This window comes from Streptomyces sp. NPDC014907 (assembly GCF_055562975.1).
Map to the genome: position 1 here is coordinate 1,124,972 of NZ_JBVHEG010000001.1, position 21,514 is coordinate 1,146,485.

At 74.2% G+C, this 21,514-nt stretch carries 19 protein-coding genes and 1 pseudogene; 10 read left to right on the forward strand and 10 right to left on the reverse strand.

Annotated features, from left to right (window positions below; translation table 11 throughout):
* The first annotated feature begins 205 nt into the window (after positions 1 to 205).
* Entirely contained in the window at positions 206 to 1,222 is a 1,017-nt protein-coding gene (locus ACZ3IL_RS05130) for a GlxA family transcriptional regulator (RefSeq protein WP_467386828.1), read from the forward strand.
* 149 nt (positions 1,223 to 1,371) lie between these two features.
* Here ACZ3IL_RS05130 and ACZ3IL_RS05135 read toward each other — a convergent pair whose 3' ends face one another.
* On the reverse strand, positions 1,372 to 1,824 hold the full coding sequence (locus tag ACZ3IL_RS05135) for an ATP-binding protein (RefSeq protein ID WP_467386640.1): 453 nt from the start codon (positions 1,822 to 1,824) through the stop codon (positions 1,372 to 1,374).
* 541 nt (positions 1,825 to 2,365) lie between these two features.
* On the opposite strand from ACZ3IL_RS05135, the gene ACZ3IL_RS05140 reads away from it, so the two are divergent.
* Both ACZ3IL_RS05140 and ACZ3IL_RS05145 read left to right on the forward strand, forming a co-directional pair.
* Positions 2,366 to 2,947 carry a sigma-70 family RNA polymerase sigma factor gene (locus ACZ3IL_RS05140; protein WP_467386642.1) on the forward strand — a complete coding sequence of 194 codons (582 nt, stop codon included), beginning with the start codon at positions 2,366 to 2,368 and terminating at the stop codon, positions 2,945 to 2,947.
* The gene (locus ACZ3IL_RS05145) at positions 2,944 to 4,203 is read left to right on the forward strand and encodes a zf-HC2 domain-containing protein (protein WP_467386644.1); all 1,260 of its coding nucleotides are present in this window, start codon (positions 2,944 to 2,946) and stop codon (positions 4,201 to 4,203) included. The genes ACZ3IL_RS05140 and ACZ3IL_RS05145 overlap by 4 nt, the downstream gene beginning before the upstream one ends.
* Before the next feature lie 15 nt (positions 4,204 to 4,218).
* On the opposite strand, the gene purU is transcribed toward ACZ3IL_RS05145, so the two are convergent.
* Together purU and ACZ3IL_RS05155 are read right to left on the reverse strand one after the other, a co-directional pair.
* A complete protein-coding gene (gene purU, locus ACZ3IL_RS05150; RefSeq protein ID WP_467386646.1) occupies positions 4,219 to 5,070 on the reverse strand; it encodes a formyltetrahydrofolate deformylase in 852 nt (283 codons plus the stop codon).
* Between the two features lie 60 nt (positions 5,071 to 5,130).
* Positions 5,131 to 5,574 (reverse strand): SCO4402 family protein, encoded by a 444-nt coding sequence (locus ACZ3IL_RS05155; RefSeq protein ID WP_467386830.1) that lies wholly within the window; start codon positions 5,572 to 5,574, stop codon positions 5,131 to 5,133.
* A gap of 239 nt (positions 5,575 to 5,813) precedes the next feature.
* On the opposite strand from ACZ3IL_RS05155, the gene ACZ3IL_RS05160 reads away from it, so the two are divergent.
* Complete coding sequence (locus ACZ3IL_RS05160; protein ID WP_467386648.1) at positions 5,814 to 7,163, forward strand: ABC transporter substrate-binding protein; 1,350 nt, start codon at positions 5,814 to 5,816, stop codon at positions 7,161 to 7,163.
* A 138-nt stretch (positions 7,164 to 7,301) separates the two neighbouring features.
* Here ACZ3IL_RS05160 and ACZ3IL_RS05165 read toward each other — a convergent pair whose 3' ends face one another.
* The 3 genes from ACZ3IL_RS05165 to ACZ3IL_RS05175 all read right to left on the reverse strand — a co-directional run bounded on the left by ACZ3IL_RS05165 (position 7,302) and on the right by ACZ3IL_RS05175 (position 11,157).
* Positions 7,302 to 8,675, reverse strand: a complete 1,374-nt coding sequence (locus ACZ3IL_RS05165; protein WP_467386650.1) for a hypothetical protein — start codon at positions 8,673 to 8,675, stop codon at positions 7,302 to 7,304.
* Positions 8,676 to 8,872: 197 nt separating this feature from the next.
* A complete protein-coding gene (locus ACZ3IL_RS05170; RefSeq protein ID WP_467386651.1) occupies positions 8,873 to 9,454 on the reverse strand; it encodes a hypothetical protein in 582 nt (193 codons plus the stop codon).
* Between the two features lie 320 nt (positions 9,455 to 9,774).
* Complete coding sequence (locus tag ACZ3IL_RS05175) at positions 9,775 to 11,157, reverse strand: transcriptional regulator (protein ID WP_467386653.1); 1,383 nt, start codon at positions 11,155 to 11,157, stop codon at positions 9,775 to 9,777.
* Between the two features lie 318 nt (positions 11,158 to 11,475).
* Here ACZ3IL_RS05175 and ACZ3IL_RS05180 point away from each other — a divergent pair, with 318 nt between their 5' ends.
* On the forward strand, positions 11,476 to 12,162 hold the full coding sequence (locus ACZ3IL_RS05180) for a bifunctional DNA primase/polymerase (protein ID WP_467386655.1): 687 nt from the start codon (positions 11,476 to 11,478) through the stop codon (positions 12,160 to 12,162).
* Between the two features lie 193 nt (positions 12,163 to 12,355).
* Here ACZ3IL_RS05180 and ACZ3IL_RS05185 read toward each other — a convergent pair whose 3' ends face one another.
* Both ACZ3IL_RS05185 and ACZ3IL_RS05190 read right to left on the reverse strand, forming a co-directional pair.
* Positions 12,356 to 12,874, reverse strand: coding sequence for a hypothetical protein (locus ACZ3IL_RS05185; protein ID WP_467386657.1), 519 nt, complete (start codon positions 12,872 to 12,874; stop codon positions 12,356 to 12,358).
* 207 nt (positions 12,875 to 13,081) lie between these two features.
* Positions 13,082 to 13,750 (reverse strand): maleylpyruvate isomerase family mycothiol-dependent enzyme, encoded by a 669-nt coding sequence (locus ACZ3IL_RS05190; RefSeq protein ID WP_467386659.1) that lies wholly within the window; start codon positions 13,748 to 13,750, stop codon positions 13,082 to 13,084.
* 220 nt (positions 13,751 to 13,970) lie between these two features.
* On the opposite strand from ACZ3IL_RS05190, the pseudogene ACZ3IL_RS05195 reads away from it, so the two are divergent.
* Positions 13,971 to 14,804: pseudogene (locus tag ACZ3IL_RS05195) on the forward strand (ABC transporter ATP-binding protein); the annotation flags it as partial.
* 200 nt (positions 14,805 to 15,004) lie between these two features.
* Positions 15,005 to 16,651, forward strand: a complete 1,647-nt coding sequence (locus tag ACZ3IL_RS05200) for a transporter (protein ID WP_467386661.1) — start codon at positions 15,005 to 15,007, stop codon at positions 16,649 to 16,651.
* A gap of 38 nt (positions 16,652 to 16,689) precedes the next feature.
* Here the strand turns inward: ACZ3IL_RS05200 and ACZ3IL_RS05205 are convergent, their stop codons facing one another.
* Positions 16,690 to 17,745 (reverse strand): hypothetical protein, encoded by a 1,056-nt coding sequence (locus ACZ3IL_RS05205; protein ID WP_467386663.1) that lies wholly within the window; start codon positions 17,743 to 17,745, stop codon positions 16,690 to 16,692.
* Positions 17,746 to 17,840: 95 nt separating this feature from the next.
* Positions 17,841 to 18,251 carry a hypothetical protein gene (locus ACZ3IL_RS05210; protein WP_467386665.1) on the reverse strand — a complete coding sequence of 137 codons (411 nt, stop codon included), beginning with the start codon at positions 18,249 to 18,251 and terminating at the stop codon, positions 17,841 to 17,843.
* A gap of 81 nt (positions 18,252 to 18,332) precedes the next feature.
* Here ACZ3IL_RS05210 and ACZ3IL_RS05215 point away from each other — a divergent pair, with 81 nt between their 5' ends.
* The 3 genes from ACZ3IL_RS05215 to ACZ3IL_RS05225 all read left to right on the forward strand — a co-directional run bounded on the left by ACZ3IL_RS05215 (position 18,333) and on the right by ACZ3IL_RS05225 (position 21,402).
* Entirely contained in the window at positions 18,333 to 19,151 is an 819-nt protein-coding gene (locus ACZ3IL_RS05215; RefSeq protein ID WP_467386667.1) for a helix-turn-helix domain-containing protein, read from the forward strand.
* Entirely contained in the window at positions 19,148 to 19,381 is a 234-nt protein-coding gene (locus ACZ3IL_RS05220; RefSeq protein ID WP_467386669.1) for a DUF397 domain-containing protein, read from the forward strand. The genes ACZ3IL_RS05215 and ACZ3IL_RS05220 overlap by 4 nt, the downstream gene beginning before the upstream one ends.
* 95 nt (positions 19,382 to 19,476) lie before the next feature.
* The gene (locus tag ACZ3IL_RS05225) at positions 19,477 to 21,402 is read left to right on the forward strand and encodes an MFS transporter (protein WP_467386671.1); all 1,926 of its coding nucleotides are present in this window, start codon (positions 19,477 to 19,479) and stop codon (positions 21,400 to 21,402) included.
* The last annotated feature ends 112 nt before the right edge of the window (positions 21,403 to 21,514 follow it).

The window sequence follows — 21,514 nt, forward strand, 5'->3', positions numbered from 1 at the left end:
GCCACCCACGGCGGGGGGGGGGCGGGGCGGTACGGGCGCCCGTACCGGGCCCGGTCGCCGTACGTATGCTCCGTCACGGGCGGGACGGCCGTCGGCGACGGCCCCCGGCCGGCCCCGTTTCCCGGAGGGAGTACCACCCGTGCCGCCACAGCCGTCCGTGCCACAGCCGTCCGTGCCGCCGCCGTCCGTGTCGTCACCGGCGCCCGTGCCGCCGGCGGCGCGGCCGCCGCACCGCGTCGTCGTCCTCGCCCTGCCCGGCCTCCTGCCCTTCGAACTGGGCATCCCGCACCGCATCTTCGGCCGCGCCCTGGACCCCGCCGGGCGGCCCCTGTACGAGATCGTGACCTGCGCCCCGACCGCCGGGCCGGTCCGGACCGACGCCGACTTCTCCGTGCACGTGGAACACGGCCCGGAGGCCCTGGCCACCGCCGACACGGTCGTCGTTCCCGCCTCGTACGAGCTGGGGCCGGTCTACGAGGAGGGGCGGCTGCCGCCGGAACTGGCCGCCGTCCTGGCGCACATCCGGCCCGGCACCCGGCTCGTCTCCATCTGCACCGGCGGGTACGTGCTCGCCGCCGCGGGCTTCCTCGACGGGCGCCCGGCCACCACCCACTGGGCGTCGGCCGAGCACTTCCAGCGGCTCTTCCCGGGCGTGCGGGTGGACGCGGACGTGCTCTTCGTCGACGACGGCGACGTCCTCACCTCGGCGGGCGTGGCCGCCGGGATCGACCTGTGCCTGCACATCGTGCGCCGTGACCACGGGTCGGCCGTCGCCAACGACGTGGCCCGCAGGACCGTCGTCCCGCCGCACCGGGACGGCGGCCAGGCCCAGTACATCGCGCGGCCCCTGCCGGAGGCCGGGACGCAGGGCACGGCGGCGGCCAGGGCATGGGCGCTCGCCCACCTCCACGAACCGATCCGGCTGCGGGACCTGGCCGGACGGGAGGCGATGAGCGTACGGACGTTCACCCGCCGCTTCCGTGACGAGGCGGGCGTCAGTCCCGGCCAGTGGCTCGTCCGGCAGCGGATCGAACGGGCCCGGCACCTCCTGGAGTCCACCGACCTGCCCGTCGAACGGGTCGCGCGGGACGCGGGCTTCGGCACGGCGCAGTCCCTGCGGACGCACCTGATGGACGCGATCGGGGTGACCCCGTCGTCCTACCGGCGCACGTTCCGCGCCGGGGGCGCGGAGGCGGTTCCGGGGCCCGCGCCGGAGGGCTGAACGTCCGGGCGGCGGCGTGCTCGCGCGCGCCCCGAGCACGGCACGGCCGCCGCCGCCCGGACGCGATCCGTACACGCCGAGGGCGCGCGGCCCTCGACTCCCCTCGCCACGGATCACTCGTCCCAGGGTGGGCAAAACACCACGAACCGTCAACAGGGCACCCGGCCGGGCGCCATCGAGGCCGCCGGCGTGACCACGGGGACGGGCGCGACCGGGGCCCGGTCCACCTCGCACCAGATGCTCTTGCCCGCCCCCTCGGCCTGCCATCCCCACCGGTCCGCGAGGCCGTCCACCAGCTCGAGGCCGCGCCCGTTGGTGTCGTCGCCGTCCGCGCGGCGGGGCTCCGGCGGACGGTCGCTCGCGTCGGCCACCTCGACCCGCACCCGGCCCTCCGCCGCGAACAGCATCCGCAGCACGGCCGGGCAGCCCGTGTGCACCACGGCGTTGGTCACGAGCTCGGAGATGATCAGTACCAGCGCCTCCGCCAGCGGCTCGTCCTCCTTCACGCCCGAACCGGCGAGCCGCGACCTGGCCCACCTCCGGGCCCGCCCCACCTCTGCCGGGTCGGGCCCGACCTGCAACTGCACCTGAAGCACCTGCACCGTTCACACCATCCGAACCGGCGGACACATCGCCTCGCGCCTCACAGCCATCGACGTCCTCACGGAACGTGATTCCCTTGCGAGACAGCATGGTTGACGTACAGTCACCGCAACAAGCACTTCGGGCATATTCCAGCGCGAAGGAGTACGCGTGGTCCATACTGTGCGACGCGCTCCGCCGGGAGTCGAACAGGAGCGCGCGGAGCGCTCCCCGGGGGCGCGGACGGCGCACGGCCCCGGCTCCGGAACCGCCCCGGGGGACGACACCGGGACGGTCCGGTCCGGCCCGCGCTCGCATCCCGCGGAGAGGACCGGAGCCGCCGGACGACTCCGGGCCGTGACGGCCGGACCGGAAGGCGCGGGCCCGGCATTGACGCTCCGTGACCGTTCCGCCGGGGCCGGGGCCCCCGTGAGGGGACGGCCCCTTCCTTACCATCCGGGTCCGCGTCAAGGGCGCACTTGCGGCAAACAGGAGTGCGTTCCCGGCACGGCGCATTACTTTGGAAGGGAACCAGGAGGCCGGCAGGGGGCGGAGGGGCGCATGGCGAAGGACACACCACCGCGCTGGGACCGCAGGATGCAGCAGCGGCTGGCGCACGGGGAGGCCGCCGCGCTCGGCGAGCTGTACGACCGGTTCGCCTCGCTGGTGCACGGCCTCGCCCACCGGGTCCTCGACGACGACGACGCGGCCGGCCTGGTCACCCGCGACGTCTTCGGCCACATCTGGGAGAACCCCGACGCGTACGACCCCCGGCAGGGCAGCATGCGCTCGTGGGTGGCCGGGCTGGCCCAGGGGCAGGCCGTGGACCGGTTGCGCCGGACGGAGGCGACGGCGTACGCCGAGACCGGGACCGGCTCCGCCGAGGAGCTGGAGCGGAAGGTGCGGCGGGTCTCGGTGGCGGCCCGCGCCGACTACATCGTGACGTCGATGCCCGCGCCGCTGCGGGAGGCGCTCGAACTCGCCTACTTCCGGCGGCGGGACTACCGCCAGACCGCCGCCGACCTCGGGGTCACCGAGGACGAGGCCCGGCGGCGCCTCCGGCTCGGCCTCCAGCTCCTCTCCACGGCGAACACCCGGCCGTTCGGGGGGACCTCCCCGCCCGGCGGCGGACGGATGCCGTGAGCGGGGCGGGCGACGAGGCGGAAGGCGTCGCGCGCGCCTCCCCGATACCGGGCCCGCGCCGGTCGGCGGACGACCACGCGGACCTGACGGCGGACCCCACGACAGGCCCGACGACGGAGACGGCGACGGAGATGACGGCGGAACCGGAGACGCCGGTCCTCACCCACGGAGTGCTCAAGTCCCTGCTCGGGGCCTGGGCACTTTCGGCGTGCTCGGCCGGGGAGGCCAGGGCCGTCGAGGACCACCTCGCCGGCTGCGCCCCGTGCGCCGACGAGGCGCTGCGGCTCCGCGACGCCGTGGCCCTGCTCCACGAGGACCGCGACCTGGACCTGGACCCGCTGCTGCGCTCGCGGGTCCTGGAGAGCTGCCTGGGCCGCCGTCCCGCCCGCGTCCCGATCCCCGGCTGGGTCACGCCGTACGACGCGGAGACCGCCCGGCTCGACGCGCTGCTGCGGGACATCGGCGACTCCGAGTGGCACGCGCCGGTGCGGCTCAGGTGGTACGAGAAGGACCGCCCGGCCCGGCGGAAGGCCACCGTCGCCGGGGTGATCGGCCACCTCTTCGCGGTGGACGGCCTGGTGTCCGCGGCCCTCGGACTCGACGACCCGCTGGGCCCCGGCACGCCCGAACTGTCGCCGACCGAGCGGACGGAGGCGTTCTGGTCGGGCCTGGAGCGGCCGCCGGGCCGGGCGCTGCGCGGGCCCTGGCGGGAGCAGAGCCACTCCCTGATCCGCGCGGCCTCGTTCGCCGGGCGCGGGGTCGCCGATCTGACGGTCACCTACAAGGACTTCGCGCTGCCGCTGCGGGACTCGCTCCTGGAGCGGGCCTTCGCGTGCTGGCTGCACGCGGACGACATCGCGCACGCGGTGGCGTACCCGTACGATCCGCCCGGCGGCGCCCATCTGCGCGGGATGGTCGACCTGGCGGTGCGGCTGCTCCCGGCGGCCCTGGCCGAGCGCCGCCGCTCCGGTCTCGCCTCGCCCGCCCGGGGCCTGGTCGCGGCGGGCTCCCCCGGCCGTTCCCTCCACCTGGAGGTCGAGGGCGCGGGCGGCGGCCACTGGTACGTCGCCCTCGACTCCCCGGCCGCGGTCGGGGACCCGGAGCAGTCGGTGGGGCAGATCGCGATGGACGGCGTCGAGTTCTGCCGGCTCGTGGCGGGACGCGTCTCGCCCGAGGAGGCGGCGGTCGGCCAGGAAGGGGACCGCGAGGCGATCCGCGACGTCCTGGGAGCGGCGGTGTCGCTGAGCCGGCTGTGACGGACGGGCCGCGCGCTACGCGAAGACGACCGTGCGGTGGCCGTTGAGGAGGATGCGGCGCTCCGCGTGCCACTTGACGGCGCGGGCGAGGGCCTGGCACTCCACGTCGCGGCCGATGGCGACGAGCTGGTCGGGGGTGACGTCGTGGCCGACGCGCTCGACCTCCTGCTCGATGATCGGGCCCTCGTCCAGGTCCGCCGTCACGTAGTGCGCGGTCGCCCCGATCAGCTTCACGCCCCGGGCGTGCGCCTGGTGGTACGGCTTGGCGCCCTTGAAGCTCGGGAGGAAGGAGTGGTGGATGTTGATGATCCGGCCGGAGAGCTGCTTGCACAGGTCGTCGGAGAGGACCTGCATGTAGCGGGCGAGGACGACCAGCTCGACGTTCTCCTCGCGGACCAGGTCGAGCAGCTCCGCCTCCGCCGCCGCCTTGGTGTCCCGGGTGACCGGGATGTGCCGGAACGGCAGCCCGTACGAGCCGACCAGCTCCGCGAAGTCCGTGTGGTTGGAGACGACGGCGACGATCTCCACCGGCAGCGCCCCGATCCGGGAGCGGAACAGCAGGTCGTTCAGGCAGTGCCCGAACTTCGACACCATGAGCACGACGCGCATGCGCTCGTCGGCCCGGTGGATGCGCCACTCCATCCCGTACGCGTCGCCGACGGCCGCGAAGCCGGCCCGGAGCTTCTCCACGTTCACCGGCGCCTCGGCCGAGAAGTGGACGCGCATGAAGAAGAGGCCGGTGTCCCGGTCCCCGAACTGCTGACTGTCCTCGATGTTGCAGCCGGTGATGAAGAGGAAGCTCGACACGGCGTGCACGATGCCCTGCTTGTCGGGGCACGAGAGGGTGAGGACGTACTGGTCGGTCATCCCCTCAGCCTGCCACACCCGGCCGGGGCCGGGGCACACCGTCCACCGGACGGGACCGCCTCACGCCCGGGTCATGGCCCGGAGCAGGTCGAGGGAGCGCGGCGGCATGCCGGGGTCCTCGCCGTCGGCCAGGGCGAGCCGTACGTGGGCCTCGCGGGCCGCCCGTACGGCCTCCGGCCATCCCGGGTGCTCCAGGTACGCGGAGACGGGCGCGTCGGGACCGACCTGGTGCAGGATGCGCAGCACCCGCAGGACGGCGACGTCGACGAGGGCGGCCTCGCCGGAGTCCCGGAAGATCGATCCCACGTACTTCTCGGCGGACCAGTTGTCGAGCCAGGTCTCCTCGACCAGGCGGTAGACGGCGTCGGTGACGTCGCCGTACCCCTCCCGGCCGGCCAGCCAGACCGTCTCGTGGAACACGGGGTCGGAGAGCATGTGCAGCGCCGAGCGCACGTTGCTGCGCCAGCGCCACCACGGCATGTCGTTGAGCGGCATGCCGCCCATGGTGGAGGAGCGACGGCCGCGACGGGAAGAGTTCACCGAACCGGGACCGGGAACCGGACCGGGACCGGGAACCGGACCGGGAGCGGGGCTGGACACGGGACTGGACACCGTTCGATCGTACGTTCCCCTTCCCGTCGGACGCATGCGCCCCCTCCGGCCCCCGCTGTTCACCCCTTCGTCACGCACCGTTGACCCGCACCCCCTTCCGCGTTACGGACGGGGCGGAAACCTGGCTTTCCATGAGCGGCAGGCGACTGACCCCACTTCTCGCGTACGTCACGGCCGCGGCGACCGGGGCGTCGCTGCTCACCGGATGCGGCGTGCTCCCCGGAGCCACGGGGGGCTCCAGGGAGCCCGTCACGGTGATGACCTGGGCGCCCGACCGGACCCGGGCGACCAACATGCCGGGCATGCCCGCCATGGCGCAGGCCTACGCCCGGTGGGTCAACTCCCGCGGCGGCATCGACGGCCACGAGCTGCGCGTCCTCACCTGCAACGAGCAGAACTCCTCCGCGAGCGCCGCCGCCTGCGCCCGCCGGGCCGTCCGCGAGAACGCGGTCGCCGTCGTCGGCTCGTACAGCCAGAACGGCCGGGCCTTCATGGCCCCCCTCGAAGCGGCCGGCATCCCCTACATCGGCGGGTACGGCATCACGGAGGACGAGTTCACCAGCCCGCTCTCGTATCCGGTCAACGGCGGTCAGGCCACCCTCGTCGCCGGGCACGGCGCGCAGCTGGCGGACGTCTGCGACAGGGTCTCCCTCGTCCGGCCCGACACCGTCGTCGGGGACCGGTTCCCCGATCTGCTCGACGCCGGGCTGCGCAGGGCGCGCCACCGCGGCGCCGTCGACATCCCGGCCGCCGAGGACGTCGCCGAGTACACCCGGCAGGCCGGGCGGGCACGCGCGGCGGCCGGGGGCGGGAGGGGCTGCGTGACCGCCGTGCTCGGCGAGCGGACCCCCATCTTCTTCGACTCCTTCCGCCGTCTCCCCGGGGAGGAGAACACGGGGGACAACGCGGAGGGGGGCGCCGGAAGGGGCGGTGACGGAAGGGGCGGTGACGGCGAGAACGGTGCCGGGAAGAGCGGCGGCGGGAAGAGCGGCGGCGTGCGGATCTCCTCGATCCTCGGCAGCGTCGGCCAGCCCGTGATCGACAGCACCGGGGGCGCCCGGAGCCCCTTCGAGGGCGCGTTCGTCACCGGCTGGTACCCGGAGGCGGGCGACAGGAGGTGGGCGCTGATGCGCGAGGTCGTCAAGGAGCACGCGTTCGCCGACAACCGGGTCGACCCGGCCGACCCGGGCGTCCAGACCACCTGGATCGCGTACACGGTCCTCAAGGAGGTCGTCGAGGGCCTGGACCGGGACCGCGTCACGGCCGAACGGATCTCCCAGGCCCTCGACCGGGGCGCGCGGATCGAGACGGGGGGCCTCACCCCCGCCCTGCGCTGGAAGTACGAGGACCTGCTCGGCGCCCCGGGCTTCCCCCGGATCGTCAACCGCGAGGTGACCTTCCAGGTGGTCCGCCAGGGACGTCTCGTGGCACAGCGGCCCGGTTTCGTCGACGTCGGCGAGACCGTCCTCGGCGCCTCCTGACCCTGCCTCCCGTACGGCCGGGAGGGCCGGGGCGGGTCCCCCGGACGGAGGTCGGGCGGCCCCCGGGAGGGGGCCGGGGGTCGCGGGCCGGGGGGCGGGGGTCGCGGGTCGGGGATCGCGGGCCGGGGAGCGGGGGTCCTAGAGCTGGGTGGGGGTCCGCTTCTCCAGGCCGTACTTCGCGGCGGTCGGGTTCCACAGCCCGGACGCCTTCTTCTTGGCGTTGGTGGCCTCTTCGCTCTTCTTGCTCGCCGCCGACAGGTGGTTGGTCGAGCGGGCCTTGCCGCCCTTGCACGCCTTGTCCGACTTCATCTGGTCGGCCCAGGCCGCGTAGTGGTCGTCGGCGGACGCGGAGGCCTGCCAGGCCCTGGTCAGGGCGGCGGTCAGCGCGGCGTTGTCCGGAACCTTGTCGACCGACAGCGACTGGAGCTTGGTGACCAGGCTCCGGCGCTGCTCGGCGGCGCCCCGCAGGTCCGAAGCGGCCTTGTCCAGGTTCTTGCACTGCTTGATGGACTCGACCGAGCTGATCACCGTGTCACGGCTGTCGCTGCTGGTCGCGAGGAGTTTGCTCAGCTCCCGCGCCTGCGGCTCCGCCGGATCGGCCGGGTCGGCGGGCTTCTCGGTCTTCCCCCCGGTGGAGGGCGCGACGGAACTGGCCGCCGGCTTCCCGTCCGTCCCGGCGTTCTTCTCGTCCCCGCCGCTGAGCAGGGCCCCCGCGCCGAGACCGACGGCCGCGCAGCCGACGACGACGACGGCGATCAGCGCGACCGGCGACTTGCGGCGCGGCGCGGGCTCGTCGTCGTAGGCGTCCTGGTAGCCGTACTGCTGCGGGGGCGGCTGCTGGTGCTGCTGCTGGTAGTGGTGCTGCGGAGGCTGCTGGTACGGAGCGGGGGCCGGGGGCGGCGCCGGGTGGCCCTGCGGGGCGCGGGGGGCCTCCGTGCGGAACAGGCTGTCGAACTCGGGGGGCGGCTGCCGCTCACCGGGTTCGGCCGGGGAAATGGGGGTGATGTACCGGGTCGCGTCCGAGGCCCCGGCGGGGTCGCCGGAACCGTGACCGCCCTGGCCCCGGTGCGTGAGCGGGCCCGTGCCCAGGAACTGGGTCGAGTCGCCCCCCGCCCCCCGCGGCGGGACCGGCGCGATGTGCTGCGTGGCCTGCATGTCGGCGTCGGCCGGGGGCGGGTAGCCGTAGCCCGGCTGCGGGCCCCGGGCCGGCGGCATCCCTCCCGGCACCGGCGCCATGTGCTGGGTCGCCTGCATGTCGCCGGCCGGGGGCGGATAGCCGTACCCCGGCTGCGGGTCCCGGACCGGCGGGAGGTACTGGGTGGACTGCATGTCGGCGGAGCCCGGTGCCGCCTCCGGGGGCAGGGGCTGCGCGGGCGGCAGCGGCTGCCCTCCCGGCCGGCCGCCGGCGGGGCCCCAGCCGCCGTCCCACGACCCTGCTTCCCCGTGGGCACCGTCGCGCGCGGGGGGCACCGCCGGGTACTGCGGCTCCGGACCCTGTCCGTTCTGCGTCACCGGGACTCCTACTGATGGACCTACGGAATCGTCGGTTCACGCTACCGGGTGGGCCTCGCGGTCCGCACACACGTGTGAGACCGGTTACAGAACTGGTTCACATGACCGGGTGCGGCCGGCGCGGGGCCGAGCGGACCGGCTCGCGGGGCAGGCGCCGGCCGCGTCCGGGCGGGGCGGCGGGCGGCGGGGCGGGGCGGTCACCCCACGCACACGACGGAGCTGGCCAGGTTGTCGAAGCCGAAGTCCCTGAGGTCGGGGAACTCGGCGTACGGGAAACCGGCGAGCGTGACGGACCTGCCCCGGTAGTAGGAGTGCTCCCAGAGCACGTTCACGCCCCAGGCCTTGACCGAGGAACCCGCGTCGTTGCAGTCGTACGGCCACCAGTTGAAGTTGGGCCACGTGATGCTGAACGTCACGCCCCGGCCGGCGAAGCCGTAGCCGTGGTAGACGATGCACGTGCCGAAATCCGTCAGGCCGTGCCACCGGTCCACGAGGGCCTGCTGCTCCTCCGGGGACTTGTTCGCCATGTCGCGCATGAGGATCTCGTCCGCCGACGCCTTGGCCGCCTGCATCTTGTAGTACTCGACGATGTCGCTCGGGTCGCTCAGCGCCCGCACGGCGTTCACGCGCTCCTCCGCCGTGCGCATGCGCGCGGCCGTCGCCTCGTCGACCTCGGCGACGAGGCCGATCAGTTCCTCACGCGTCCCTTCGTGGAGTTCGGGTTCTGCTTCACGGCTCCGTTGCAGCCCCAACAGGTGCTGCGCCTCTTTGTCAGCCATAGTGATCGCCTTGGCCGTGGACGAGACCTCACGGTGCGGGGCGGCCGCGCCCCGCGCGGCTCCCCTTCGGGGGTGCGATTCTTCGGAACCCTCGGCGCGTACCGCTCGGCGCCTTCGCAGGAGGGGAAGTCGTCGTCACCCGTTGCCTCTGCCTCGATTCTACCTCCGGCCGGAAAACGGCACGACGGCGAACGCGCCTCCCGGGGGACCGCCACCACCGGCTCCCGGACCCGTGACCGGACGTTCCGCACCCGGGCCGGGGCCGGACCGACGGCGGGGGCGGGCGCCCCGGCCGTCTCCGGCCCCGCGGGTCACCGCCTCTAGGCCGCGTGCAGCTCCATCCGCACCCCGAACTCCCGCACCGAGGGCTCTCCCGCGTACGGTTCCAGGCGCTCCTTCAGGTCCTCCAGGTACTCCGCGCCCCGCGACGAGCGCAGCGTGCCCAGGAGTTCGAGCGCCCGCGCGCCCGTCCGGCAGGCCTCCTCCACCTCCCGCTGCTGGACCCGCGCCGAGGCGAGGAGGGCGAGGCCGATCGCCCGCCGCCGCGTCCGCGTCGCCGGGTGCCCGGCGATCGACTCCTCCGCGGCCCGCGCCGCCTCCTCCGCGCGTCCCAGGTCCCGGTAGCAGTGGGCCATCTCGTCCGCCAGGTACGCCCCGTCGAAGTGGGCGATCCACGCGGGCTCGTCCCCCGCCTCCGGGTCGGCCCGCTCCAGGGCCCGCGCGGCGCCGCCCGCCGCCGTCTCGAAGGCGCGGACGTCGCCCATCAGCGCGTGCCCGCGCGCCTCGGCCGCCAGGAACATCGCCTCCGCCCGGGGCGGCACCTTCCCGCGCGCCCCCTCCTGCGCCGCCCGCGCCAACTGGGCGATCTCCCGGGGGTTTCCGAGCTGCGCGGCGAGGTGGCTCATCGAGGCGGCGAGCACGTAGCCGCCGTACCCCCGGTCCCCGGCCGCCTGCGCGAGCCGCAGCGCCTGGATGTAGTACCGCTGGGCGAGGCCCGGTTCGCCCGTGTCCACCGCCATGTACCCGGCGAGTTCGGTCAGCCGGGCGGCCGCCCCGAAGAGCTGTCTGCCCACCGCCTCCCGGTACGAGCCGGACAGCATCCCGGCCACCACGCTGTCCAGGTAGTGGACCACCACCGGGCGCACGTGCCCGCTGCCGAAGCGCCGGTCGAGGTCCACCAGGGAGGCCGTCGTCTCCCGTACCGCCGCCACGTCCGAGACGCCGACGCGGGCGCCCGCCGTGCGGGCGACGTGGCTGTCCGGGCTGGTGATGAGCCAGTCCCGGCTCGGCTCGACCAGGGCGGAGGACACCACCGCGGAGCCCGACAGGAAGTCCCGGTGCCCCACGTCGCTGCGCCACAGCTCGCAGACCTGCTCGATCGCCCCGGGCACGGTCGGCGCGAACCGGAGCCCCACGCCCGCGGCGAGGTTGCGGCCGCCGGCCATGCCGACCTCGTCGACCGTGACCGTGCGGCCCAGCTTGCGGCTGAGCGCCTCCGCGATGATCCCGGGTGCCCGGCCGCGCGGCTGCTGCCCGCGCAGCCAGCGCGCCACGGACGTCTTGTCGTACCGCAGGTCGAGGCCGCGCTCCGCGCCGACCGTGTTGACCCTGCGGGCGAGGCCGGCGTTGGAGCAGCCCGCCTCCTGGATGAGCGCCTGGAGCCGTTCGTTGAGCTGGCGCGGAATGAGTGGCCTGGCTGCCATGAGTACCCCCTGAAGCCGTGCGTGATCGCTGGAGAAGGGATCACTGCCCGGCGGATATCCGGTCAATGCCGATGCGAACGCGCGAAACCGGACACGTCGGCCACGGGCCCTCTCCGACGCGTCCACCGGTGCGTACCCGCCACGGCTCCCCGCCCCCTCCGCGCGCCCCCGTCCGTGCACCGGTGCGCCCCGTGTGCGGGCCGGTCTTCCCGCCGGGCGCCGCCCGCGCCGGCATCGCACCGGTGCGTCCCGCGCGCGGGGCCGGTGCCCCGTCCCGCTTCTCCGCCGTGCCCGTAACCCCGGGTGGCGGGGAGAGTTGTGCTTATCGTGGAAAAGACCATCGCAGTCACGGAAGCCGCACAGATCCCCCAGCAGCGCGGCGAGACGCTGCTGGACCATGCCGTGCGGTACGCGGAAGAGCGGCACTGGGACGTGTTCCCCGGCACCTGGCTGGAGGCCGCGGAGGGCCGGGAGCGCTGCTCCTGCGGCGCCGACGACTGCGCGCTGCCCGGCGCCCACGCGGTCCGGCCCGACTGGTCGACCCAGGCGACCGGCAGCGGCGCCGGCGCCCGGCGGATGTGGTCGAAGCACCCCCGGGCCTCGATCCTGCTGCCGGCCGGCCGCTCCTTCGACGCGATCGAGGTCTCCGAGTCGGCGGGCTTCCTCGCGCTCGCCCGCATGGAGCGCATGGGGCTGGGCCTCGGCCCGGTGACCTGCTCCCCCGACCGCCGGATGTACTTCTTCGTCCTGCCCGGCGCCGCCGCCAAGGTCCCGGACCTCGTCCGCGGGCTGGGCTGGGTCCCGGCCTCCCTCGACCTCGTCACGCGCGGCGAGGGGCACTACGTGGCGGCCCCGCCCACCCGGGTCGGCGGCCGGGGCGCCGTGCAGTGGGCGCGCCGCCCCACCCCGGCGAACCGCTGGCTGCCCGACGCGGAGGAGCTGATCAGCGCCCTCGCGTACGCGTGCGGGCGGGAGGCGGCGGAGGCGAGGTCCCGCCCGCGGTGACCCGGGGGCCCGGGAGCCGCGCGCCGGAGCCCGGAGGTCCGGGAGCCGCGCGCCGGAGCCCGGGAGATCGCGTGCGGAGTCCGGGAGCGGTGTGGAGCCCGGGAGCCGCGCGGAGTCCGGGAGCCGCGCGGAGCCCGGGCGGGTGCGCCGGAGTCCGGGAGCCGCGCGGAGCCCGGGCGGGGGCGCCGGGCGCTCACGGGAAGTACAGGGCGGCCTTCTCCAGTACGTGGCCCGTGAACATGCCGCCCCAGACGGTCCGCCCCCGGTACATCGTGGTCCGTACGGCGTCGGGGGCGGTCTCGACCGTGAGGGGGCGGCCGATCAGGGTCGCGTCGAGGACCCGGGCGTCCTGGGCGGCCCACCGGGCCGCCTCGGGCCGGACCCGCGCGCTCACCAGGGCGGGAAGCACCAGGGCCGCGTTGCGGGCGCCGGGTATCCCGCCGCGCAGGCTCTTGGCGTAGCTCATGGCCCACTCGGTGAACTCCCCCAGGACGGCCAGGTCGATCACGGGGACGGCCGCCGCGAAGACGGACAGCTCGGCCTTCGTCCCGAACCAGCGGGCCTTGCGGTCGGCGCGGAAGCCGGTCACCACCTGGTGGTCGTTCCAGCGCGGCAGGGTCACCGTGCAGCCGTCGGCCGCCAGTCTTCCCTGGAGCGCCGTGAGGTACGTGATCGCCGCTTCGGCGGGCGGTTCGGCCGCAGGCTGATTCATGGACGCATCCTCCAACGCCCTTGCCCCATAAGGGAAGAGGGGTTCGGGAGGTGTTCTCCGGGCATCGGTCGCGATGCCCGGAGGCCGGCGGAGGGGCGTGCCCCCGAACCGTTCGCGGGAGGGTCCGGGGGCTTCGTCCCCCACGGGGCCCCGCTCCCGGGGCCGTCCGGCCCCCGGCCCCGGCCCCGGCCCCCGGAAGGGCCGCCCTCAGCTCGCCCTTCCGCCCGAGCCCAGCCGGGCGCGCAGGATCGCCGCGCCGTCTCCCTCCAGGTCCTCGCAGGCCGCCGCGCGGCCCGCCATCGCCATCACCAGCGAGAGGGTCGGTCCCCGCAGCAGGTCCCCCGAGCCGGTGGCGAACGGTCCGTCCGTGGCCTCGACCCGCAGACCCGCGATCGCGGTCTTGCTCGCGACGGTGAAGTCGCGGCCGGCGAAGAACCGGGCCACGGCGGTCGTCGTGGCGACCGGAGGCGTCCGCACGAGCCCCAGCGGCCGGCGGATGTCCTCGCCGTGCACGACCGTTTCGCCCAGCCAGGCCGCGGTGTGTCCCGTGGGTCCGGCGCGCCCGTCGACGACCTCGCGAAAGCGGCGCAGGGTCTCTTCGGGTGTGGCACCACGGTGCTCCGCGAGCCGGCGGTCGTTGTGCAGGTCGGGGTCGAACCGGGCGGCCAGCATGCTCAGCAGCCAGCGCCGCATGCTCGTACGGGCGCCTGCCGTCAGGTGGGCCACGACCTCCTCCACGGTCCAGCGTGCGCACAGCGACGCTTCCGCCCACTGGGCCTCGCCGAGCCCGGCGAGGTCCTGGGCGAGCGCGGACCGCTCGACGTGGATCGCTCCCTCCAGGTCCTTCCGGGTTTCCAGAACGTGTGGTCCAGCCATGGGTCAGCCTCCGGAGATCGGGTGTCTTCCCTCGGACTCCCCTCGCCGCCCGAACTCATCGGCCGCGTCCGCGCGGCGAGCCCCGCCCGCGCGGCGAGCCCCGTCCGGCCTTCCGGCGCCGAAACGGTTCACCGCAAGGTCCCCGCGGCAGGGGGAAGGTCGAAGGGCAAGCTTAGGGTGGTGCCGTAAAACACAGGAACCACCAGGGGGTTGACGCGACATGCCCGACCAGGCATCCGAGGGAGCGTTCGGGACGACGGACACCGCGCCGGGGGACGGGGGAACGCCCGCGGTGCGCGTCGAGGGGCTGTGGAAGCGCTTCGGCGAGCAGGTGGCGGTGAACGGGATCGACCTCGTCCTGCCCGCCGGGAAGTTCATCGGGCTCGTGGGCCCCAACGGGGCGGGGAAGACCACCACCCTCTCCATGATCACCGGCCTGCTGCGGCCCGACACGGGCCGCATCCTGGTCGCCGGGCACGACGTGTGGGCCGGTCCCGAATCGGTGGCCCGGGTCAAGGCCCGCATCGGTGTCCTCCCGGAGGGCCTGCGGCTCTTCGAGCGCCTGTCGGGCCGCGAACTCCTCGCCTACACCGGCCGGCTGCGGGGGCTGCCGGGCGCCGAGGTGGACAAGCGCGCCGCCCAGCTCCTGGACGTGCTCGGACTGGCAGGGTCGCAGCACAAGCTGGTGGTGGACTACTCGACCGGCATGCGGAAGAAGATCGGGCTCGCGGCGGCGCTCCTGCACAATCCCGAGGTCCTCTTCCTCGACGAGCCCTTCGAGGGCGTGGACCCGGTCTCCGCGCAGACCATCCGGGGCGTCCTGGAGCGCTACACCGCGTCCGGCGCGACCGTCGTCTTCTCCAGCCACGTCATGGAGCTGGTCGAGTCGCTCTGCGACTGGGTCGCCGTGATGGCGGCGGGCCGCATCCGCGCGCAGGGCCCCCTGGCCGAGGTGCGCGGCGCGGCGCCCTCGCTCCAGGCGGCGTTCCTGGAACTGGTGGGCGCGAACGAGCGCGGCGCGGGCGACTCCCTGGACTGGCTGGGCGGCGGCGGCGGCCACGGCGGTGGCGGCGGTACGGGGACCACCACCGGCGGCACGGACACGGCTCCGGACGACACGAACACGAGCACGGGTACGGGTACGGCGGGTACGAGCACGGACACGGGCCCGGCGGGCACGGGCACAACGAGTACGGGCACGCCGGACACGGGTACGGCGGGCACGGGCACGGGCGTGACGGGCGGGGCCCGGTGATGAGCGCCTCCACCGCCACGGCACCCCCCGTCCCCTCCGCGCCCGCCGGGGACGCCCCCTCCCTCACCTCCGTCTTCGTACGGCTCAAGCTCTCCCTCCTGCGCAACGGGCTGCGGCAGTCGGGCGGCCGGACCGCGGCGTACGTCGCCTCCGGCGTCTTCGCCCTGCTCTTCGCGGCGGGGATCGTGCTCGCCTTCGTCGCGCTCCGGGGCAGCACCGCCGCCGGCACGGTCGCGGTCCTCCTCACCGGGATCTTCGCGCTCACGTGGGCGATGGTGCCGCTGTTCGTGCCGAGCGGCGACGAGACCCTGGACCCGTCGCGCCTGGTGATGCTGCCGCTCCTGCCGCGCCCGCTGATCCGGGCCCTCCTGGTGGCCTCGCTGGTGGGCATCGGCCCCGTGCTGACCTTCCTCACGGCGTTCGGCGCGGCGCTGTCCGTGGCGCACGGCGCGGCCGGGGCGGTCGTCGCCGTGATCGCCGTACCGCTGGTGACGGTCACGTGCGTGGCGCTGTCGCGGGCCGTGGCCGCCGCCAACATCCGGCTCCTCACCTCCCGCAAGGGGCGCGACCTGGCGCTGCTGAGCGGTCTGGTCATCGCGGTCGGCATGCAGGTCGTGAACTTCGCCGCCCAGCGCCTCGGGCAGCCCGGCGGCCTCGACTCGATCGCGCCGGCCGTGTCCGTCGTCGGCTGGCTGCCGCCGGCCTCGGCGATCGGCGCGGTGGAGGCGGCGGGCGAGGGCTCGTACGCGGTGGCGGCGGTCCGGCTGCTGCTCGCGGCGGCGGGGCTCGCGGTGCTCGTGCGCTGGTGGCGGCGGAGCCTGGAACGGCTGATGGTCGAGCCGGACGGCTCCACGATCGGCGCGGCCCCGTCGGGCGTCCGCGAGGACGGCGGTACGGGGTTCCTCGGCCGGGTCCTGCCGGCGGGCCGCACGGGCACCGTCATGGAGCGCACCCTGCGGTACGCGTGGCGGGACCCGAAGACGAAGGCGGCCTGGGTGACCTCGCTGGCCCTCGGCCTGATCGTGCCGGTCTTCAACGCGGTCCAGGGGGCGGGCTCGGTCTACTGGGCCTGTTTCGCCTCCGGCATGCTCGGCACGCTGATGTACAACCAGTTCGGCCAGGACTCGTCCGCGTTCTGGATGGTGGCGCAGACGATCTCGACGAAGGCCGACGCGTACGCCGAACTCCGGGCGCGGGCGCTCGCGATGCTCGCCGTCACCCTGCCGTACGCGATCCTCGTCACGGTCGTGACCACCGCCGTCCTGGGCGACTGGTCGCGCCTGCCGGAGGCGCTGGGCCTGGCGCTCGGGCTGCTCGGCGCGATGCTGGGGACGGGCGCGGTGTCCTCGGCGCTCTTCCCGTACACGATCCCCCAGGACAGCGGCTACAAGAACGTGGCTCCGGGGCAGGCGGGGCTGGCCTGGATCTCGATCTTCGGCGGCATGTTCGTGGCCGCGCTGCTGTGCGCCCCGCTGATCGGCGCGGCGCTGTACTGCCACCTCGCCGACCGGCACTCCTTCCTCTGGCTCCTGCTCCCGGCCGGCGTCCTGTACGGCGCCCTCCTGCTGTGGGCGGGCCTCAGGACGGCGGCCCCGCGCGCGGCGGACCGGCTGCCGGAGATCCTGACGGCGGTGAGCAAGGGGTAACCGGCCGGTACGCGTCCCGCGCCGCCCCGGCGGGCCGTTCAGGAGACGGCCCCGCGGGCGTACTCCCCGAAGCGGTCGCGCCAGGACACCGGCCTTCCGTCCGGCTCCGGGTGGCGGTGGGCGTACTGCCGCCGGGCCGCCTCCCGGCGGCAGGGACCGCAGTGGGTCTCGTCGCCGACCCGGCGGAAGGTGTGGTCGTCGCCCGGCCCCTCGCAGAGGACGATCTCGCTCCGGACGCGGGCCGTGGCGGAAGCGGCGGGCGTCCCTTCCTGCCACTCGGGGCGGGGCGCCGGGGCCGGGAGCTTCTCCGTCAGGCGGTGGCGCAGGAACCCCACCGCCGACCGGACGCCCCCGGCGGGCAGGTGGGCCGTCAGGGCGTGGCGCAGCTCCGCCACGGAGACCCCGCGCCGCAGCCACTCCGCCGCCACCCCGGCGAGGCCCCTGGCCTCCCGGACACCGAGCAGCAGGTCCCGGCTCTGGTGCCGGAGGGAGAGCAGCAGGCGTTCGGCCGTCTCCACTTCGGGCCCGGCCGGTGGTTCCCCGGTGGGCGGCTCTTCGGTGGACGACCCACCGGTGGGTTCTTCGGTGAACGGCCCGTCGGTGGACGGCTCTTCGCCCGGCGGCTCTTCGGTGGGTGGGTGGGAGAAGGTCTTCTCACAGTCTTCGTCTCCTGGAGGAAGGCTGCCGACCGACCGCGCCCCCGGGGAACCGACCGCCGGGTTCGCACCACTCGGTCCGCCGGTCCGCTCCGCCTTCCGTGCCGGTGCGCCGTTCCGGAGGGCCGCCGCCTCTTCCCGCGTGAGGGTGACGTTGGAGAGGAACTGGGAGGTGCTCCAGTGGCCCCGGTGGTCCTGCGTCTTCCACTCGTGCAGGTACCCGCCCGCCGCCAGCGCCTTCTTCGCCCGCTGGTACTCCCGGGGCCGCATCCCCAGGTCGTCCGCGTGTTCCCCGAGCGACTTGCCCGCCTCGGCCTCGGGGAGGCCCTGCACGTAGAGGAGGAGGACCTTGGCGTCGCTGTTCAGACGCGGATGGCGTACGACTTCGTTCGCAACCTTGGTGTACGAACGGACAGGAGCGATAACATGACGAAACATTTCTGGTCTTTCTTTGGTGGGGCCAGAAGTGAAGGCCCCCGAGGCGTGTTGGCGCACCCTCGGGGGCCGCTCTCTTACAGAGCGTGACGATGCGATTACCGTACAGCACTTTTCACCAGTTGATGCAACAACTCCGTTTCCACGAACGGATCTTCGAGCGTCGGCCGTGAACGCCAGTCCAGCGGCCACGTCGACCCGTGCAGCGCCGGAATCCCCACGTACGCCTCGCTCCCGCCACCACCGCTCAGCGCCCGCACCGGCGCCGGCCACACGTACTCCGCCGCCGTGCGCGGCGGAACCAGGAAGTACAGGTTCCGCGCCCCCTTCGCCTCCCGGACGATCGGCCCCGCCCGGAAGTCCGTGAACGCCATCAGGCGGTACGCCACGTCCTCGCCGAGGAACCCGCCGATCCGCACGGCGTCGAAGTGCACGCCCGCGTGCCGGAGGGCGTGCCCGTTCAGGGGAACCCAAGTGGGCTTGATGTCAAGCGTCTTGCGCAGATTCATGCGACCAGCCTTCCGGCCGTGGTCTCCTGTGACCAGCGACACAGTCCGGTTGTGCGGGACTGTGCACTCGGGAGGTCGGGTGTGAACCACGAGAAGAAGAAGGCCCCGGGAGCCTCGAAGGCGTTCGGCGCCCTCCTGCGCTTCCACCGCGAGCGCGCGGGCGTCTCGCAGGAGGCGCTGGGCCGGGAGACCGGATATTCCAAGTCCCAGGTGGCGATGATCGAGCGCGGGGAACGGCGCGCGAAGGGCAACTTCGTCGTCGTCGCGGACGAGATGACGCGTGCACAAGGTGCACTTCTGGCGGTGGCGGAGGAGGTGACGGCGAGCGGTGTCGCGGCGTGGTTCGAGGACTACTTGTGGGAGGAGGCGAAGGCGGCGGGCATCCACTGGTACGAGAACCACCTGATTCCCGGACTTCTCCAGACGGGCGACTACGCGCGGGCCGTCTTCAACTCGGCCGTCCCGCCGCTGGAGGACGACGAGATAGAGGCGGGCGTCGCCGCACGGCTCAAGCGGCAGGAGCTGTTCTTCCGCAAGCCCCAGCCACTGGTCACCTTCGTCCTGGAACAGGCCGCACTGACCAAGCCGCTCGGCGGGGAGGACGTCCTCCGGAAGAACCTCCTCCACATCCTCGACATGGCCAAACTGCGCAACGTCGAGATCCAGGTGATGCCGGAGAACCCGAAGACCCACGCCGGGTTGAACGGGCCCTTCATCCTCCTCGAAACCGAGGAACGCCGAGGTCAACTTGTCTACGTCGAAGGGCAGGGCGGAAGGTACTTTGTGAGCGAGCAGCCGGACGTGGGAGACGTCTTCGCCCGCTACAGCACCCTGCGGGCGCAGGCCCACACCCCGGAGGAATCCGCACGCATCATCGAACAGGTGGCACGAGAGCTATGAGCACCGACCTCAACTGGTTCAAGAGCAGCTACAGCAGCGGCCAGGGCGGCGACTGTGTCGAGGTCGCCGTCACCTGGGTGAAGTCCTCCTACAGCGGTGACCAAGGCGGCGCCTGCGTCGAGGTCGCCACCTGCGCCCACACCGTCCACGTCCGCGACTCCAAGGACACCGGCCTTCCCTTCTTCGAGGTCTCCCCCGCCGCCTGGGCCGCGTTCGTCTCGGGGGTGTGACGGCGGCCCGCCCGGTTCTCCCGGCAATCCGCGCCGACGGCTCCGGCCCTTGTTCTACGGTGAGGACTCCGCAGCCGGCCAGGGGGAACAGCGCAGTGGAACAGCTGACAGAGGAAGACCCGTCGTCCATAGGCCCGTACCGCCTGATCGCCCGCCTCGGCGCGGGCGGGATGGGCCTGGTCTACCTGGGCCGTTCCGACCTGGGGCGCACGGTCGCGGTCAAGGTCGTCCAGGCCGAGCACGCCCAGCACACGGAGTTCCGGAGGCGGTTCGCCCGCGAGGTGGCGGCGGCCCGGCGGGTGGGCGGGGCCTGGACGGCGGACGTCCTGGACGCCGACACCGAGGCCGCCGTGCCGTGGGTGGCGACCCAGTACATCCCCGGACCCGACCTGACCACCGTCGTGGCGCGGGACTTCGGGCCGCTGCCCGAGCGGTCCGTCCGCACCCTCGCCAACCGCCTCGCCCTCGCCCTGGAGGCCGTGCACGGGGCGGGGCTGATCCACCGCGACCTCAAGCCGTCCAACGTGCTGATCACCGTGGACGGCCCGCGCGTCATCGACTTCGGGATCGCGCGGGCGATGGACGGCCTGGCCGGGGACAGTCTGCACACCCGCACCGGCATGCTGATCGGGTCGCCCGGCTTCATGTCGCCGGAACAGGTGCGCGGCCTCGAACTCACCCCGGCGTCCGACGTGTTCTGCCTGGGCGCGCTCCTCGTCTACGCCTCCACCGGGCGTCTCCTCTTCGGCGCCACGGACAGCGGTCTGAACGCGCACCTCTTCCGGATCGCGGAGGAGGAGGCGGACCTGACCGGCGTACCGGAGCCGCTCGTCGACCTCGTACGGGCCTGTCTGCACAAGAATCCGGCCGAGCGACCCGCCCCCCGTGAGGTGGCCGCGCGCACGACGGGCGACCAGGACGGCGAGTGGCTGCCGGGGGCGGTACTGGCCCAGCTGGGCCGCCGCGCCGCCCACCTGCTGGACTACGCCCCCGCCCCGCCCGCCCCCGCCGTACCCGCTCCCACCGCGCCCGCCGATGCGGCTCCCGCCGGTGCCGTCGCCGCACGGCCGGCCGCCGCCCCCGTCCGGCCCGTCCGGACGGCGCCCCCGTCGCCCGCGTACGTCCCGACGGCTCCCGCCCGCTCCCCGGACCCGGCCCCGGAGATCCCCCTGCCCCGGCGCTGGTGGGGCCTGGTGGCCCTCGCCCTGGCCCAGTCGGTCGTGCTGTTCGACGCGGCGTTCTCCCACACGGCGATGATGTGGAGGGGAGCCGGTGACGACCTGAGGCTCCCCCTCGACGGCATGAAGGTGTCCTCCACCGTCTACCTGGACGTCACGCCCGTCGCCTACACGCTGGCCTTCGTCGTCCTGCTGCTGTTCGGCTCCCGCGTCACGAACCTCCTGGGCGGCAGGAGAACGCTGCTGGTCGGCCTGGCGGGGTTCGCGGCGGCAGCCGTCCTCGGCGGCATGGCGCCCTCCTCCGTCGTGTGGATCACGGGCCGCGCCCTGCAGGGTGCCTTCGCCGCGCTGGTCTCGTCGTCCGTGCCGCTCCTGGTGTCCGCCTCCTTCCCCGACCCCCGGGAGCGCCGCACGGCGTTCGGGACCTACGTCGCGATCGCGGGCGGCGGTCCGGCGCTCGGCCTGCTGGCGTCCTGGCTGTTCCCGACGGACCTGAGCTGGCGCGCGTGCCTGTTCGCCGTCGTCCCCTTCGCGGTGGCCGCCCTGATCGGAGCGGCGACCCTGGTGCACGACCGTCCGGACCGTACCGGTGTCCGCTCCGACGGGCGCGGGGTGCTGCTCGGCGCCTGCGGGATCATCGCGATCGGCGGGGCCGTTCCGCACTTCACGGGCATCGCCGTCCTGCTTCCGGTCGCCGGCGTCCTGCTCGCGGCCTTCGTGTGGTGGCAGACCAGGACGTCCGGCGCCGGGGTCCGGGCGCCCGTCGGATACCTCCTCGCGACGGCCGTGGCCAACGTCGGCGCCGTCGCCCTGCTCGAAGCCGTGGGCCACCGGTACTACTAGGGTGCGCCTTCGGTCGTGATCAACAGGGGGCAGGTCGTGGGCGTCATCGGTTTGCAGCTGTCGGGTTCCGCCCACTGAGCCGCTGGTGCCCGAGACCGGTCCGGCCGACGGC

Coding starts and splice junctions, on each gene's coding strand:
- ACZ3IL_RS05140 (WP_467386642.1), top strand. CDS start 2,366: ATGGCGAAGGACACACCACCGCGCTGGGACCGCAGGATGCAGCAGCGG.
- purU (WP_467386646.1), bottom strand. CDS start 5,070: ATGACCGACCAGTACGTCCTCACCCTCTCGTGCCCCGACAAGCAGGGC.
- ACZ3IL_RS05155 (WP_467386830.1), bottom strand. CDS start 5,574: ATGGGCGGCATGCCGCTCAACGACATGCCGTGGTGGCGCTGGCGCAGC.
- ACZ3IL_RS05160 (WP_467386648.1), top strand. CDS start 5,814: ATGAGCGGCAGGCGACTGACCCCACTTCTCGCGTACGTCACGGCCGCG.
- ACZ3IL_RS05170 (WP_467386651.1), bottom strand. CDS start 9,454: ATGGCTGACAAAGAGGCGCAGCACCTGTTGGGGCTGCAACGGAGCCGT.
- ACZ3IL_RS05175 (WP_467386653.1), bottom strand. CDS start 11,157: ATGGCAGCCAGGCCACTCATTCCGCGCCAGCTCAACGAACGGCTCCAG.
- ACZ3IL_RS05185 (WP_467386657.1), bottom strand. CDS start 12,874: ATGAATCAGCCTGCGGCCGAACCGCCCGCCGAAGCGGCGATCACGTAC.
- ACZ3IL_RS05190 (WP_467386659.1), bottom strand. CDS start 13,750: ATGGCTGGACCACACGTTCTGGAAACCCGGAAGGACCTGGAGGGAGCG.
- ACZ3IL_RS05200 (WP_467386661.1), top strand. CDS start 15,005: ATGAGCGCCTCCACCGCCACGGCACCCCCCGTCCCCTCCGCGCCCGCC.
- ACZ3IL_RS05205 (WP_467386663.1), bottom strand. CDS start 17,745: ATGTTTCGTCATGTTATCGCTCCTGTCCGTTCGTACACCAAGGTTGCG.
- ACZ3IL_RS05210 (WP_467386665.1), bottom strand. CDS start 18,251: ATGAATCTGCGCAAGACGCTTGACATCAAGCCCACTTGGGTTCCCCTG.
- ACZ3IL_RS05220 (WP_467386669.1), top strand. CDS start 19,148: ATGAGCACCGACCTCAACTGGTTCAAGAGCAGCTACAGCAGCGGCCAG.